Below are 13,615 nucleotides of genomic sequence, written 5' to 3'. Positions count from 1 at the left end.
AGGAATTCGATATGCAAGTGAAGGACCGTACCTTTCTGATCACCGGCGCCGCCTCCGGGCTGGGGGCGGCCACCGCCGAGCGCCTGGTCGCCGGCGGGGGGCGCGTGGTGCTGTGCGACCTGAGCGAGGCCGTCGAGGCCCACGCCGAGAGGCTCGGGGAGGGCGCCCGGGCGGTGCGCGGCGACGTGACCTCGGCCGCGGACATGCAGGCGGCGGTCGACGCCGCCGTGGCGCTGGGGGGGGGGGCAGGCCTGGCCGGGGTGGTGCACTGTGCCGGCGTGGTCAGCGTGGCCAAGCTGGTCGACCGCGAAGGCCACCCCGCCGATCTCGAGGCCTACGCGCGTACCGTGCAGATCAACCTGGTCGGTACCTTCAACGTGATGCGCCTGGCGGCCGCCGCCATGGCGAGCAACGCTCCCGGTGACGACGGTGAGCGCGGGGTAATCGTCAATACCGCCTCCATCGCCGCCTTCGATGGCCAAGTCGGGCAGTGTGCCTACAGCGCCTCCAAGGCCGGCGTGGTGGGCATGAGCCTGCCGGCGGCACGCGAGCTGTCACGCCACGGCATCCGCGTGATGGCCATCGCGCCCGGCGTGTTCCAGACGCCGATGATGAGCGAGATCCCCGACGAGGCCGCTCAGGCGCTGGCCGCTTCGGTGCCGTTTCCCAAGCGGCTGGGGTATCCCGACGAGTTCGCCCGGCTGGCCGAACAGATCATCACCAACCCCATGCTCAACGGGGAGGTGATTCGCCTGGACGGCGGCATCCGCATGCAGTGAGCGTTGGCGACCATGCCTTGGCAGGTCCAGGCTGGCAGGATAGCGTAGGGCGCACGCGACTCGCACGACTAGACCAGGGGAGCCACCGCCATGGCCAGCCAGGAGATCGGCGCCGAGCTCGAGCTCGACAGCCAGCTCTGCTTTACGCTCTATTCCACCTCGCTGCTGATGACCAAATTCTACAAGCCCCTGCTCAAGGGGCTTGGGCTCACCTATCCGCAGTACCTGGTGCTGCTCACCCTGTGGCAGCAGGATGGCCTGAGCGCCGGTGCCATCAGCCGGCGCCTGATGACCGATACCGGCTCGCTGACTCCCGTGTTCAAGCGCCTGGAAGTCGATGGGTTGCTCCAGCGGGTGCGTAGCCGGCGCGACGAGCGGGTCGTCGAGCTGTTTCTCACCGAACGGGGCAGGGCGCTGCGGGACCGAGCCCGAGAGATTCCGGACTGTGTGGTGATGGCCAGCGGCCAGCCGCCCGAGGAACTCGCCGAGCTCAAGGCCCGGCTGGAGACGTTGCGGCACAGGCTGCAGGAGGCCATGCCTTAGGCGGTGGCGCGCTGTCGCGCCGCTGGACCCGGCTAGATGTCCCTTTGCCTCAGATGCCTTGCGCGCCAGTATTCTGAACGAAAGTCTTCGCTGCGCTTTTCAATGGCAGGCTTGCTTATTGCTCTAACCTATTCTGTAGACGTTTTTTCTCCTCAGCCTTCCGCCTGGACATTGCGGCAGGAACGCCGGTCCGCCCCGCCCGTCGCTCAGCGGTTGAAGGCCGGTCGTGGGCGTTTGCCAGGCGAGCGGCGCTGGAATTAAAACGGGCGCTTGACTCTCGCTCGTCCGCGAGCTAGTTTCAAACACATGTTTGAAAGCGGTGGCTGCCGCTTTGCCTCGCCTGGCTTTCGGCGACCGAATGGCGACCTTATTGGAGAGTTGAGATGCCCGACTATCAGGCCCCCCTGCGCGACCTTCGCTTCGTGATGGACGAAATGCTGGACTATCCCGCTCACTATGCCCGGCTGCCGGGCGGTGAGGAGGCGACGCCCGACGTGGTGGCCGCCATTCTCGAGGAAGGCGCGCGCTTCGCCCGCGAGGTGCTGCTGCCGCTGAACCAGAGCGGCGACCAGGAGGGTTGCCTGCTGGAGGGCGGCGAGGTGAAGGCGCCCAAGGGCTTCAAGGAGGCCTACCGGCAGTACGTCGAGGGGGGCTGGCCGAGCCTGGCCGCAGATCCCGCTCACGGCGGCCAGGGGTTGCCGCACTCGCTGGCCATGGTCCTCAACGAGATGGTGTGTTCCACCAACCTGGCCTGGGGCATGTACCCGGGGCTGTCCCATGGCGCCGCCGATGCCCTGCGTCACCACGGCACCGAGGAGCAGCAGGCCACCTACCTCACCAAGCTGGTGGAAGGCGTGTGGACCGGCACCATGTGTCTCACCGAGCCCCACTGCGGCACCGACCTGGGCCTGATCAAGACCCGCGCCGTGCCCACCGCCGACGGCGCCTACGAGATCACCGGCACCAAGATCTTCATCTCCGCCGGTGAGCACGACCTGGCCGAGAACATCGTGCACCTGGTGCTGGCCAAGCTGCCGGACGCACCCGAGGGCTCCAAGGGCATCTCGCTGTTCGTGGTACCCAAGTTCCTGCCTGACACAGCGGGCAATCCCGGCGAGCGCAACGGCGTGGCCTGCGGTTCTCTCGAACACAAGATGGGCATCCACGGCAACGCCACCTGCGTGATGAACTTCGATGCCGCGCGCGGCTATCTCGTCGGCCCGCCCAACAAGGGGCTGGCGTGCATGTTCACCATGATGAACGCGGCACGCCTGGGCGTGGGCATCCAGGGCCTGGGCCTGACCGAGGCGAGCTTCCAGAACGCGCTGGCCTATGCCCGCGATCGCCTGCAGATGCGTGCGCTCTCCGGCCCTCAGGCCCCCGAGAAGCCCGCCGACCCGATCATCGTGCACCCGGATGTGCGGCGCATGCTGCTGACCCAGAAGGCCTTCGCCGAGGGCGGGCGGATGCTGGTGCTGTACACGGCGCAGATGCTGGATATCGTCGAGCACGGCCAGGACGCCGCCGAGCGCGAGCGTGCCGAGACCCTGCTCAGCCTGCTGACGCCGATCGTCAAGGCGTTCCTCACCGAGGTCGGCTTCGAGGCCACCAACGAGGGCGTGCAGGTCTTCGGCGGCCACGGCTTCATTCAGGAGTGGGGCATGGAGCAGCTGGTGCGCGATTCGCGCATCACGCGCCTCTACGAAGGCACCACCGGCATCCAGGCCCTCGACCTGCTGGGGCGCAAGGTGCTGATGAGCCAGGGCGAGAGCCTCAAGGTGTTCACCAAGGAGATCCACAAGTTCTGCCAGGCGGAAGAGGCCAACGCCGAGCTCGCCGAATTCGTCGGTCCGCTGGCCAAGCTCAACGCCGAGTGGGGCGAGCTGACCATGGGCGTCGGCATGAAGGCGATGAGCGACCGCGAGGAGGTGGGCGCGGCCAGCGTCGACTACCTGATGTACTCCGGCTACGTCACGCTCGCCTATCTCTTCGCCCGCGCGGCGAAGCAGGCCCGGGAAGCGCTGGCGGCAGGCGGTGGAGATGCTGCCTTCTACCAAGCCAAGATCAAGACGGCACGCTTCTATTTCCAGCGTCTGCTGCCCCGCACCCTGGCCCACGTGCGCATGATCCAGGCCGGCGCGGAGCCGCTGATGGCGCTGTCGTCGGAGGAGTTCGGGCTCGGCTTCGAGATCTGACCAACCAGGCATCTCTCTCGGTCAGTGCGGCTGATCGGTGTCTTGCGGCGGGCCTGTGCCCGCCGCTTTTTTGCGTCACCCGGACCCGGGCTCGCCTCACTCCTGGCACAGCTCGCGGCGCAGCGTGTCGCGGTCGCTCTCCTCGCCCGAGGGCAGCTCGGCGGCGGGGTCCCGCAGCCAGGCGGCCAGGTCGCGCTCGGTGCGCTCGCGCTGGGTGTAGCGAGTGAGCATGTGATAGCCCTCGGGGTAGAGCGCCAGGCGTATCGCCTCGTCGCCGGGGAGGCGCTCGAGCAGGGCGCAGAAGGCGGCGCTCGGGATGACCTCGTCCTGGTCACCGTAGAGCACCAGGGCGGGCGCGGGCAGTTCACGGGCGGCCTGCAGCGCCAGCCCCATGGTGCGGGTCAGGCCCGCGAGGGTGTCGACCCGGGCGCTGCGCAGGATAAGCGGGTCACCGGCCAGCTGGCGCTTGATTTCATCATCGTCGGTGGGCTCGATGCCGAGGCGGCGCGTGGTGTTGACCGAGAGCGTGGCCTGGGGGATCAGCCTGACGCCCAGCCACAGCCCCAGCCGCTGATACCAGGGCATGGTCTGCTTGCTCCACACGGCGGGGGAGATCAGCACGCTGCCCTCCACCGGTGGCGGAACCTCCGCGGTCATGGCGAGCAGCACCACTGCGCCACCCATGCTCTTGCCGACCAGGTAGAGTGGCGTGTCGGGGCGGCGTTCGCGCAGCAGCCTGGCGAGCAGGATGACATCGTCACGCAGCCGCTCGTGGCCGGCCCACAGTCGACGCTGCGCGGTGGTGCCGAAGCCGCGCTGATCGTGAGCGTAGACCTCGATGCCGTGCTCGGTCAGGGTCCTGGCCATGACCTCGAAGCTGCCGGCGTGGTCGTTGAAGCCGTGCACCGCCAGCACCGTGGCATGGGGATCGCCCGCCGCGGGCCAGTGGCGCAGCGGCAGCCGGTAGCCATCGTCGGCGATAACCAGATGAGGCCTCAGTTCGGGCACGCTGTCGGCGGGCCCGGGGGTCTGCAGCTGCGGCCCGGCACAGCCGGCCAGCACGAGCGCCAGGGCGACCAGCAGCGCTCCGGTTCGCCCCGGCCGCCTCATGTCAGCGCAGGATAGCCCAGGGTGCGACGCAGGCGTTCGGCATGACGCGCCACCCAGTCCCGGTCGATCGGCCCCCAGTCGGTGATCTCGTAGCGGCCGCTGTTGTGGCGTTCGCCCGGCGCGGGCCGGAACTCGCAGCGCACGTCCAGCTCCTGGAGCGCCTTGAGGGTATCCTGGGCGGTGCGCCGAGGCATGCCGGTGGCATCGACGATCGCCGGTACGCTGGCGATGCCGCTTGCGATCAGATGGGCGAGATAGAGACGACGGTAGAAGCTGGACTGGGTCTTGCTTGGCGTCATGGGCTGCCTGCGCTGGCGGAGGGGCGGAGGTCCAGCATAGCGCCGGCTGCGGCATGGCTCCAGCGCTGGCCGAGCGTGAGGATGTCGTTGCCGCCGGTATCCCCTACAGTGTAGGAGAAGCGGGCTTGTCCATGCTTTCGCCGGTGTTGCACCGGCTCAGCGTTCAAGGAGGGAGCCATGACCGTAAAGCAGGTGGATAAAGAGACTCTTCGCGCCCAGGTCGAACGCTGCATGTTCGGCGAGCGGCTGGTGATCGAGCACGAAGGCAAGCGCTTATCGGCGCGTGTGCAGCACGTGGGAGTCACGGGAGTCAAGGTGGTGCCCGAGACGATGCTGATGGAGCACGAGGGCGAGCCCGGCGACATCAACGGTGTCACCGTCCCCTATGGCGACATTCGCGAAGTCGAGGTCGGCGGGGTCACCTATCGCCTCGCCTGAGCCTCGGCAGGGCAAGGGTCAGTCGCCGCGCTCCGCATGCGAGGCGAGGCGCTCCAGGGCACGCTTGAGGCGCGGGTCATCGACGTCGGCGGCGCAGGCCGAGATCTCGTCGGCGGCCGGTGCCGGCAGGGTGCGTACCTGGCGCGGCGGCACCTTGAGCGGGCGCACGGGGCGCACCTTCAGGCTGAAGCCGGTGACCGCGGCGAACTCGGGTAGCTGGTGCAGCAGCTCGAGCAGCCGCGGCTGCTCGTAGCGCAGCCAGGTCAGCCAGACCGCGCGATCGGTGAGCAGGGTCAGCCTGCCGTCGTGGTAACCGCCCACGTAGAGGTGGTCGCGCACCTCTTCCGGGAGCCGTTCGCGCAGGTGCTGTTGGGCCCGGGCGATCAGCCTTGCCGTGCGCATCAGCGGCGCCAGTTCCCCGTTGCTCCCCAGGAGGCGAGACATGGGCTGTGCTCGTGCGCGCTTAACCTTTATACTCATGGGCTTGTTTCTCGTCCGAACCAACACGCCAAGCCTAGCACGCTCGGAGACCCGCGACAGCATGACCGCCGCCCAGCCACAGGATCGTAGCGTCGCCAGCCCAACGGCTGTGTCGACCCGCTGTCGACAGCGGTCGCGCTGGTGGCTGGCGGGCCTGCTGGTGAGCTGCCTGTTGCCGGCCGGCCTGACCCAGGCGGAAACGCTGCGCTTGGCCGAGCGCGTGGTTCAGACTTGTATCCTCGCCCCGACGCTGATGCGTGCCCGCTGCCGTAGCGAGGCCCGTCGGCGCGCCTTGCCGCACTGGCCGCGGCGGCGCCCGCGTGGCATGCCGAAGCGTGCCGTGGCGCGGCGTGCGGTGCCGCCGCGTCGCTGGGCGGCCGCCCATGACGTCCTTTCCCGCCGGGGTCCGCCCGGCCTGCCGTGTTGTTCACAAGCCAACCCATGCTGCCGGTGACGGCTGGCCGTCTGCCAGCCTCGTACAGCACCGGCTGAACGCGACACGCAGAATGGACCTTTCATGATCAATACACTGTTACGCAAGGTCGTCGGCTCGAAGAACGACCGCGAAGTCAAGCGCATGCAGCGGCAGGTGGCACAGGTCACCGCGCTGGAACCGCAGTTCGAGGCGCTCGACGACGACGCGCTGCGGGCGCGCACCGAGGAGTTCCGCACGCGCTTGCAGGCCGGCGAGAGCCTCGACGACCTGCTGCCCGAGGCCTTCGCCACCGTGCGCGAGGCGAGCAAGCGGGTGATGGGCATGCGCCACTTCGATGTGCAGATGATCGGCGGCATGACGCTGCACCGGGGGCGCATCGCCGAGATGAAGACCGGCGAGGGCAAGACCCTGGTGGCGACCCTCGCGGTCTATCTCAACGCCCTGCCGGGCGACGGCGTGCACGTGGTGACCGTCAACGACTACCTGGCGCGCCGCGACGCCGAATGGATGCGCCCCCTGTACGAGTTCCTCGGCCTCTCGGTGGGCATCATCTACTCGGGGCAGACCTCCGCGGAGAAGCGTGCCGCCTACGCCTGCGACATCACCTACGGCACCAACAACGAGTACGGCTTCGACTACCTGCGCGACAACATGGCCTTCTCGCTGGAGGACAAGGTACAGCGCGGCCTGAGCTACGCCATCGTCGACGAGGTCGACTCGATCCTGATCGACGAGGCGCGCACGCCGCTGATCATCTCCGGTGCGGTGGACGAGAACACCGAACTCTACAAGGTGGTCGATCGCCTGGCGGCGCAGCTGGAGAAGGGCGAGGTCTCCGAGGACGCCGACGCTCCCGTCAACGGCGACTTCCTGCTCGAGGAGAAGCACAAGCAGGTCGAGATCACCGAGGCCGGCCACCACAAGGTCGAGGAACTGATGCGCGCCGAAGGGCTGCTGGGCCCCGAGGACTCGCTCTACGCCGCGCAGAACCTCAACCTGCTGCATCACATGCACTCGGCGCTGCGCGCCCGGCACCTCTACCACCGCGATGTCGACTACATCGTCGCCAACAATCAGGTGGTGATCGTCGACGAGCATACCGGGCGCACCATGCCGGGGCGGCGCTGGTCCGAAGGCCTGCACCAGGCGGTGGAGGCCAAGGAGGGCGTGCCGGTGCAGCGCGAGAGCCAGACGCTCGCCTCGACCACCTTCCAGAATTACTTCCGCCTCTACGACAAGCTTGCCGGCATGACCGGCACCGCCGACACCGAGGCCTTCGAGTTCCGCCAGATCTACGGCCTCGACGTGGTGGTGATTCCCACCAACCGGCCGCTGATCCGCCGCGATCTCAACGATCTGGTCTACCTCACCGCCGAGGAGAAGTTCGAGGCGATCATCGACGACGTCAAGACCGAGACCGAAGCCGGTCGCCCGGTGCTGGTGGGCACCGCCTCCATCGAGACCTCGGAGTACCTCGCCGGGCTGATGAAGGAGGCCGGACTGCGCTTCAACGTGCTCAACGCCAAGCAGCACCAGAGCGAGGCCGAGATCATCGCCCAGGCCGGGCGCCCCGGCGCCATCACCATCGCCACCAACATGGCCGGCCGCGGCACCGACATCGTGCTGGGCGGCAACTGGGAGGCCGAGGCGGCCAAGCTCGACAACCCCACCGAGGCGCAGCTCGAGATGTTGCGCGAGGAGTGGCGGGAGCGACACGAGGCGGTGCTGGCGGCCGGCGGCCTGCACGTGATCGGCTCCGAGCGCCACGAGTCGCGGCGCATCGACAACCAGCTGCGCGGCCGTGCCGGCCGCCAGGGCGACCCGGGCTCGACGCGCTTCTTCCTCTCCATGGAAGACAGCCTGATGCGCCTGTTCGGCTCCGATCGCGTGCAGCGCATGATGAAGGCGCTGGGCCTGGAACGCGGCGAGGCCATCGAGCACAAGATGGTCACCAACGCCGTGGAGCGGGCCCAGAAGAAGGTCGAGAGCCGCAACTTCGATATCCGCAAGCAGCTGCTGGAATACGACGACGTGGCCAACGACCAGCGCCGCGTGATCTACGAGCAGCGCAACGAGATCCTCGCTGCCGAGGATGTCTCCGAGAACGTGCTGGGCATCCGCGACGAGGTGCTCGACCTCGCCATCAGCGAGTTCGTGCCGCCGCAGAGCCTGCCGGAGCAGTGGGACCTGGCCGGCCTGCAGGAGCACCTCAAGGCCGAATTCAATCTCGAGGCCCCGGTAGTGGCGTGGTCCGAGCAGGACGAGCGCTTCCACGAGGAGCAGCTGCGCGAGCGCCTGCACGAGATGCATCGCGGCATCTACCAGGAGAAGATCGACATCGCCGGCGCCGAGCTGATGCGGCGCTTCGAGAAGCAGATCATGCTGCAGGTGCTCGACACGCGCTGGAAGGAACATCTGCAGTCGATGGACCACCTGCGCCGCGGCATCCACCTGCGTGGCTATGCCCAGAAGAACCCCAAGCAGGAGTACAAGCGCGAGGCGTTCGAGCTGTTCCAGGCCCTGCTGACCAACATCAAGGCCGACATCACCCGCATTACCAGCCACGTGCAGGTGCGCCGGCCGGAAGAGGTCGACGAATTGGAGCGTCAGCGCCGCGAGGCACTCGAGCGCGAGAAGGCGGCCGCCGCGAGTCGTCACGAGGCGCCGGAACTCGCCGGGGGCGGCGAGCAGGCCGAGGCCGCGACGGCACCGGCGGCGGACAGCCGGCCGGTGCGCCGCGAGGGACCCAAGGTGGGGCGCAACGACCCCTGCCCCTGCGGCTCGGGAAAGAAATACAAGCAGTGCTGCGGACAGCTGAGCTGAGACCTGAGGCGAGGCGCCCGACGCGGCGCTCGCCCCAACCACGTGAGGAGTAGAGTAGCCATGGCAGTGGGTGAGACACGTTTCCCGGCCATGCCGGTCATCGAGGGGCTGCGCCTGGGCACTGCCATGGCCGGCATCAAGAAGCCGGGGCGGCGCGACCTGGTGGTGATCGAGATTCCCCAGGCTGCCCGGGTGGCGGGAAGCTTCACCCGCAACGCCTTCTGCGCCGCGCCGGTCACCGTGGCCAGGGAGCACCTGGCGGCCTGTCAGTCCCGCGGCGAAGGCCCCCGGCTGCTGGTCGTCAATACCGGCAACGCCAACGCCGGCACCGGCGAGGTCGGCTTGCGCGATGCCCGGGAGACCTGTGCCGAGCTGGCCCGGCTCGCCGGCGTGCCGGAGGACAGCGTGCTGCCGTTCTCCACGGGGGTGATCGGCGAGCCGCTGCCCATGCCGCGGCTGCTGGATGGCCTGCCGGCGGCACTGGAGGCGCTGGGCACCGACGGCGAGGCGTGGCGGCAGGCCGGGGAGGGCATCCTGACCACCGATACGCGGCCCAAGGGGGCCAGCGCGACCCTCGAGTTGGACGGGCAGCGGGTGACCATCAACGGCATCAGCAAGGGTTCGGGCATGATCAAGCCCAACATGGCGACCATGCTGGCCTTCGTCGCCACCGACGCCGCCATCGAACAGCCGCTGCTCGATACGCTGCTGCGCGAGACGGTGGATCGCTCGTTCAACTGCATCACCGTGGACGGCGACACCTCGACCAACGATGCCTGCATGCTGATCGCCACCGGGCGTGGCGCGACGGTCGCCAGCGACGCTCAGGTCGCCGTGTTCCGCAACGCCCTGCAGCGGGTCATGACCGAGCTGGCCCAGGCGATCATTCGCGACGGCGAGGGTGCCACCAAGTTCGTCACGCTGCACGTCTGCGAGGCGGCCAGCCGCGAGGAGGCGCTCGAGGTGGGATTTACCGTGGCGCACTCGCCGCTGGTCAAGACGGCGCTGTACGCCTCCGACGCCAACTGGGGGCGCATCCTGGCGGCGGTGGGCCGGGCCCCGGTGAGAGATTTCGACGTCGAGCGGGTGACCATCGACCTGGGCGACGTGCGCCTGGTGGAGCACGGCGGCCGGGCCGCCGGCTATACCGAGGAGCAGGGCAGCCGCGTGATGCGAGAGGAGGAGATCGGCATCCGCATCGCGCTGGGACGCGGCAGCGAGAGCGCCACGGTGTGGACCTCGGACCTGTCGCACGACTACGTCAGCATCAACGCCGACTATCGCAGCTAGGACACGGCCGCGACGCAAGAACATCACCCTCGCAGCGCGCATGACGGTGCGGGACAAGCGGGTAGGAGTCAATGAACGTAATGGTGAAGAGAAGGGTGCACGTGGCGGCTGCCGCCATCCTCAGCAGCGATGGCCGGAAGGCGCTGATCGCCCGCCGCCCCTCCAACGTCGACCATGGTGGGCTGTGGGAGTTTCCCGGCGGCAAGCTGGCGCCCTACGAGACTGGCCTGGAAGGGCTGAAGCGTGAGCTCCACGAGGAGCTCGGGGTCGAGATCCGGCGTGCCCAGCCGCTGATTCGCGTGCACCACGAGTACCCTGACAAGCACATCCTGCTCGACGTCTGGCAGGTGCACGAGTTCAGCGGCGAGCCGTTCGGGCGCGAAGGGCAGGCGGTGCGCTGGGTGCCGCTCGACGAGCTGGTCAACTACCCGTTCCCTGCGGCCAACCTGCCGATCCTGCAGGCGGTGATGCTGCCGACCGAGTACCTGATCACCGACGAAGAGGGCGACGAGGGCCTCTTCGACGCCTGCCTGGAGCGGGCCCTGGTGGAGGACCGCGTGCGCCTGGTCCAGCTGCGTGCCAAGACGCTCGACGAGACGGCCTACCTGGCACGCGCCGAGCGCGCCCTGGCGCTCTGTCACCGGCACGGTGCGCGTCTGCTGCTCAACGCGGAGCCCGAACTGCTGGAGCGGGTCGATGCCGACGGCGTCCATCTCACCAGCGAGCGGCTGGTGAGCCTCGAGCGTCGCCCCATCGCCGAGGCCAAGTGGCTGTCGGCGTCGACCCACGACCGCCAGCAGCTCGGCCAGGCGGCCCGCATCGGCTGCGACTTCGTCACCCTGTCGCCGCTGCGCACCACGCCGTCGCACCCCGAGGTGGCGCCGATGGGCTGGCACGACTTCCAGCAGCTGGTGGAGCGCGCCGCCATGCCGGTGTTCGCGCTGGGGGGCATGACCCGCTTCGATGCCAACCACGCCCGCGCCGTGGGCGCCCAGGGCATCGCCTCGATTCGCGACTTCTGGAAAGCGCCGGACGCCTGAGTGCCAGCCATTGGCCGCGCGGGCATGGCTCGCTTGCGCCAGACCTGAACCCCGATGCGTCACGAGCCGGGCGACGCGTCGGGGAAGAACAAGGTCCCTCTTGCTTCCCCTCGATCGACGTCCCTGTCGATCGCCGCTGCCCGGCTCGTTTGCATCGGCGCTCTGGCAGAATCGCTCGCAGGCCTCGCACGGCCACCCGCCGCGAGTCTTTCAGTCTCTATAACGCCGGGTCAGGTCGCCATAGGCGTCGATGCGACGGTCGCGCAGGTAGGGCCAGATGCGCCGCACGTCCTCGCCGCGACTCATGTCGAGCGTTACCAGCAGGCGTTCGGCCTCGCTGCCGGCGTGGGCCAGCAGCTCGCCCTGGGGGCCGGCGACGAAACTGCCGCCCCAGAAGTCGATACCGTCGCCGACGCCCGAGTGGTCCGGCTCGTGGCCGACGCGGTTGGCGACGATCACCGGCACCCCGTTGGCCACCGCGTGGCTGCGCTGGATCAGCGTCCAGGCCTCCTTCTGGCGCGCCTTCTCGCCGTCGTCGTCGGCGGGGCTCCAGCCGATGGCGGTGGGGTAGAGCAGCACTTCGGCACCGGCCAGCGCCATCAGTCGCGCCGCCTCGGGGTACCACTGATCCCAGCAGACCAACAGCCCCAGACGGCCCACCGAGGTGTCGATGGGCTGGAAGCCCTGCCTGCGGCTGTCGTCCTGGTCGCCCGGGGCGAAGTAGAACTTCTCGTAGAAGCCGGGATCGTCGGGAATGTGCATCTTGCGATAGAGGCCTACCTGACCGCGGTCGCGATCGTAGACCACGGCGGTGTTGTGGTACAGGCCCGGGGCGCGACGCTCGAACAGCGAGCCGACCAGCACGATGTCGAGCTCCGCGGCGAGTGCCGCCAGGCGCCGGCCGGTGGGGCCGTCCAGCGGCTCGGCCAGGTCGAACAGTTCGGTGTCCTCGTACTGGCAGAAGTAGTGCGTGGCATGCAGCTCCTGGAGCAGTACCAGCTCGGCGCCGGCGGCCGCCAGTTCGCGTACCCCGGCTTCGCTCTCCGCCAGGCTGCGCTCCTTGTCCGGCCAGGCGGGTTGCTGGACCAGGCCGACCTTGAGGGTGCGGGTCATCGAGTTTCTCCTTGCTGTGTGGCGACGTTCAGGGTGCCCCGGGGAAGTTGCATGGTCAGGCAGTGCAGGCTGCCATGCTGGCGGATCACGCTGAGGCAGTCGATCGGCACGATGTCGCGGCCGGGAAAGGCGGCGGCCAGGGCGGCCAGCGCGCGGCTGTCGGCGGCATCGCCATAGACAGGCACCAGCACCGCCGAGTTCACGATCAGGAAGTTGGCATAGGTCGCCGGCAGCCGATGCCCGTCCACCGGGTCGAAGCAGGGGCGGGGCCAGGGCAGCGGCACCAGGCGGTAGGGCTCGCCGTCGGCTCGACGCAGCGCCTCGAGCTCGGCCTCCATGGCGGCCAGGGCCGGGTAGTGCGGATCGGATTCGTCGTCGCAGCGCACGTAGGCGATGGTGGTCGGGTCGCAGAAGCGTGCCAGGGTGTCGACGTGGCTGTCGGTGTCGTCGCCCTCGAGGTGCCCGTGGGTCAACCACAGCACCCGCTCGGCGCCGAAGTCGGCCCTGAGCAGGGCCTCCACCGCCTCGCGGTCGAGCTGCGGGTTGCGGTTGGGGTTGAGCAGGCAGGCCTCGGTGGTGAGCAGGGTACCTTCGCCGTCGGTGTCGATGGCGCCGCCCTCGAGCACGATCTCACGGCGCTCGACCGGGCAGCCATAGGCACCGGCCTCGGCCAGGCGGCGGGTCAGCCGGTCGTCGCGAGCGGCCTCGAACTTGCCGCCCCAGCCGGTGAAGACGTAGTCGAGCAGCACGGGGCTGCCGTCGCGCTCGATGGTGATGGGGCCATGGTCGCGGGCCCAGGTGTCGTCGGCCTCGGCGACGACCAGGTGCAGGCGCTTGGCGTCGACCCCCAGGTTGGCGAAGCGCTGCGCGAGGTGGGCACGGGTGGCGGCGTCGGGCACCGCGATCAGCACCTGCTGGTAGCGCGCGATGGCCACCACCATCGCTTCCAGGGTGGCCTCGATGCGTTCGAGCAGCGGCGCCCAGTCGCTGGTCGGGCCGGGCCAGGTGAGCTGGACGGCATCCTGCGGGTGCCATTCGGGAAGCAGGCGGTTGGCCATGAACGAAGCCT

Annotated in this window: 12 protein-coding genes; 7 read left to right on the top strand and 5 right to left on the bottom strand. The window is 68.9% G+C overall.

Annotation, left to right across the window (positions count from 1 at the left end; genetic code table 11):
• Positions 1 to 11: 11 nt before the first annotated feature.
• The 3 genes from DIS04_RS03995 (at position 12) to DIS04_RS03985 (ending at position 3,517) form a co-directional block, all read left to right on the top strand.
• The gene (locus DIS04_RS03995; protein WP_111412409.1) at positions 12 to 779 is read left to right on the top strand and encodes an SDR family NAD(P)-dependent oxidoreductase; all 768 of its coding nucleotides are present in this window, start codon (positions 12 to 14) and stop codon (positions 777 to 779) included.
• 90 nt (positions 780 to 869) lie between these two features.
• Positions 870 to 1,322, top strand: a complete 453-nt coding sequence (locus tag DIS04_RS03990; protein ID WP_111412408.1) for a MarR family winged helix-turn-helix transcriptional regulator — start codon at positions 870 to 872, stop codon at positions 1,320 to 1,322.
• 383 nt (positions 1,323 to 1,705) lie between these two features.
• A complete protein-coding gene (locus DIS04_RS03985) occupies positions 1,706 to 3,517 on the top strand; it encodes an acyl-CoA dehydrogenase C-terminal domain-containing protein (protein ID WP_111412407.1) in 1,812 nt (603 codons plus the stop codon).
• A gap of 96 nt (positions 3,518 to 3,613) precedes the next feature.
• Here DIS04_RS03985 and DIS04_RS03980 read toward each other — a convergent pair whose 3' ends face one another.
• Positions 3,614 to 4,627: an alpha/beta fold hydrolase gene (locus DIS04_RS03980; RefSeq protein ID WP_111412406.1), complete on the bottom strand. Its 1,014-nt coding sequence runs from the start codon at positions 4,625 to 4,627 to the stop codon at positions 3,614 to 3,616.
• Positions 4,624 to 4,926: a winged helix-turn-helix domain-containing protein gene (locus tag DIS04_RS03975; RefSeq protein WP_111412405.1), complete on the bottom strand. Its 303-nt coding sequence runs from the start codon at positions 4,924 to 4,926 to the stop codon at positions 4,624 to 4,626. The genes DIS04_RS03980 and DIS04_RS03975 overlap by 4 nt, the downstream gene beginning before the upstream one ends.
• A gap of 177 nt (positions 4,927 to 5,103) precedes the next feature.
• Between DIS04_RS03975 and DIS04_RS03970 the strand changes: the two genes are divergently transcribed.
• Complete coding sequence (locus DIS04_RS03970; protein WP_111412404.1) at positions 5,104 to 5,364, top strand: hypothetical protein; 261 nt, start codon at positions 5,104 to 5,106, stop codon at positions 5,362 to 5,364.
• Between the two features lie 18 nt (positions 5,365 to 5,382).
• Here the strand turns inward: DIS04_RS03970 and DIS04_RS03965 are convergent, their stop codons facing one another.
• Positions 5,383 to 5,808: a DUF721 domain-containing protein gene (locus DIS04_RS03965; RefSeq protein ID WP_111412403.1), complete on the bottom strand. Its 426-nt coding sequence runs from the start codon at positions 5,806 to 5,808 to the stop codon at positions 5,383 to 5,385.
• Between the two features lie 553 nt (positions 5,809 to 6,361).
• Between DIS04_RS03965 and secA the strand changes: the two genes are divergently transcribed.
• From secA to DIS04_RS03945, 3 genes are all read left to right on the top strand, one after another.
• Positions 6,362 to 9,103: a preprotein translocase subunit SecA gene (secA, locus tag DIS04_RS03955; protein WP_111412402.1), complete on the top strand. Its 2,742-nt coding sequence runs from the start codon at positions 6,362 to 6,364 to the stop codon at positions 9,101 to 9,103.
• A gap of 60 nt (positions 9,104 to 9,163) precedes the next feature.
• Positions 9,164 to 10,393, top strand: a complete 1,230-nt coding sequence (gene argJ / locus DIS04_RS03950) for a bifunctional glutamate N-acetyltransferase/amino-acid acetyltransferase ArgJ (protein WP_111412401.1) — start codon at positions 9,164 to 9,166, stop codon at positions 10,391 to 10,393.
• Positions 10,394 to 10,473: 80 nt separating this feature from the next.
• Complete coding sequence (locus DIS04_RS03945) at positions 10,474 to 11,433, top strand: Nudix family hydrolase (RefSeq protein ID WP_111412400.1); 960 nt, start codon at positions 10,474 to 10,476, stop codon at positions 11,431 to 11,433.
• Positions 11,434 to 11,643: 210 nt separating this feature from the next.
• On the opposite strand, the gene DIS04_RS03940 is transcribed toward DIS04_RS03945, so the two are convergent.
• Positions 11,644 to 12,546: a carbon-nitrogen hydrolase gene (locus tag DIS04_RS03940; RefSeq protein WP_111412399.1), complete on the bottom strand. Its 903-nt coding sequence runs from the start codon at positions 12,544 to 12,546 to the stop codon at positions 11,644 to 11,646.
• The gene (locus tag DIS04_RS03935) at positions 12,543 to 13,604 is read right to left on the bottom strand and encodes an agmatine deiminase family protein (protein WP_111412398.1); all 1,062 of its coding nucleotides are present in this window, start codon (positions 13,602 to 13,604) and stop codon (positions 12,543 to 12,545) included. Before DIS04_RS03935 ends, DIS04_RS03940 begins: the two co-directional genes overlap by 4 nt.
• Between the last annotated feature and the right edge of the window lie 11 nt (positions 13,605 to 13,615).

Source organism: Billgrantia lactosivorans, assembly GCF_003254665.1.
In the GTDB taxonomy this organism is placed as follows: Bacteria; Pseudomonadota; Gammaproteobacteria; order Pseudomonadales; family Halomonadaceae; genus Halomonas; species Halomonas lactosivorans.
This window is presented reverse-complemented; position numbering and strand designations above follow the sequence as displayed.

Excerpts from the sequence above, each read along its gene's own strand:
- DIS04_RS03995 (WP_111412409.1), top strand. The coding sequence starts at position 12 with ATGCAAGTGAAGGACCGTACCTTTCTGATCACCGGCGCCGCCTCCGGG.
- DIS04_RS03990 (WP_111412408.1), top strand. The coding sequence starts at position 870 with ATGGCCAGCCAGGAGATCGGCGCCGAGCTCGAGCTCGACAGCCAGCTC.
- DIS04_RS03985 (WP_111412407.1), top strand. The coding sequence starts at position 1,706 with ATGCCCGACTATCAGGCCCCCCTGCGCGACCTTCGCTTCGTGATGGAC.
- DIS04_RS03980 (WP_111412406.1), bottom strand. The coding sequence starts at position 4,627 with ATGAGGCGGCCGGGGCGAACCGGAGCGCTGCTGGTCGCCCTGGCGCTC.
- DIS04_RS03975 (WP_111412405.1), bottom strand. The coding sequence starts at position 4,926 with ATGACGCCAAGCAAGACCCAGTCCAGCTTCTACCGTCGTCTCTATCTC.
- DIS04_RS03970 (WP_111412404.1), top strand. The coding sequence starts at position 5,104 with ATGACCGTAAAGCAGGTGGATAAAGAGACTCTTCGCGCCCAGGTCGAA.
- DIS04_RS03965 (WP_111412403.1), bottom strand. The coding sequence starts at position 5,808 with ATGTCTCGCCTCCTGGGGAGCAACGGGGAACTGGCGCCGCTGATGCGC.
- secA (WP_111412402.1), top strand. The coding sequence starts at position 6,362 with ATGATCAATACACTGTTACGCAAGGTCGTCGGCTCGAAGAACGACCGC.
- argJ (WP_111412401.1), top strand. The coding sequence starts at position 9,164 with ATGGCAGTGGGTGAGACACGTTTCCCGGCCATGCCGGTCATCGAGGGG.
- DIS04_RS03945 (WP_111412400.1), top strand. The coding sequence starts at position 10,474 with ATGGTGAAGAGAAGGGTGCACGTGGCGGCTGCCGCCATCCTCAGCAGC.
- DIS04_RS03940 (WP_111412399.1), bottom strand. The coding sequence starts at position 12,546 with ATGACCCGCACCCTCAAGGTCGGCCTGGTCCAGCAACCCGCCTGGCCG.
- DIS04_RS03935 (WP_111412398.1), bottom strand. The coding sequence starts at position 13,604 with ATGGCCAACCGCCTGCTTCCCGAATGGCACCCGCAGGATGCCGTCCAG.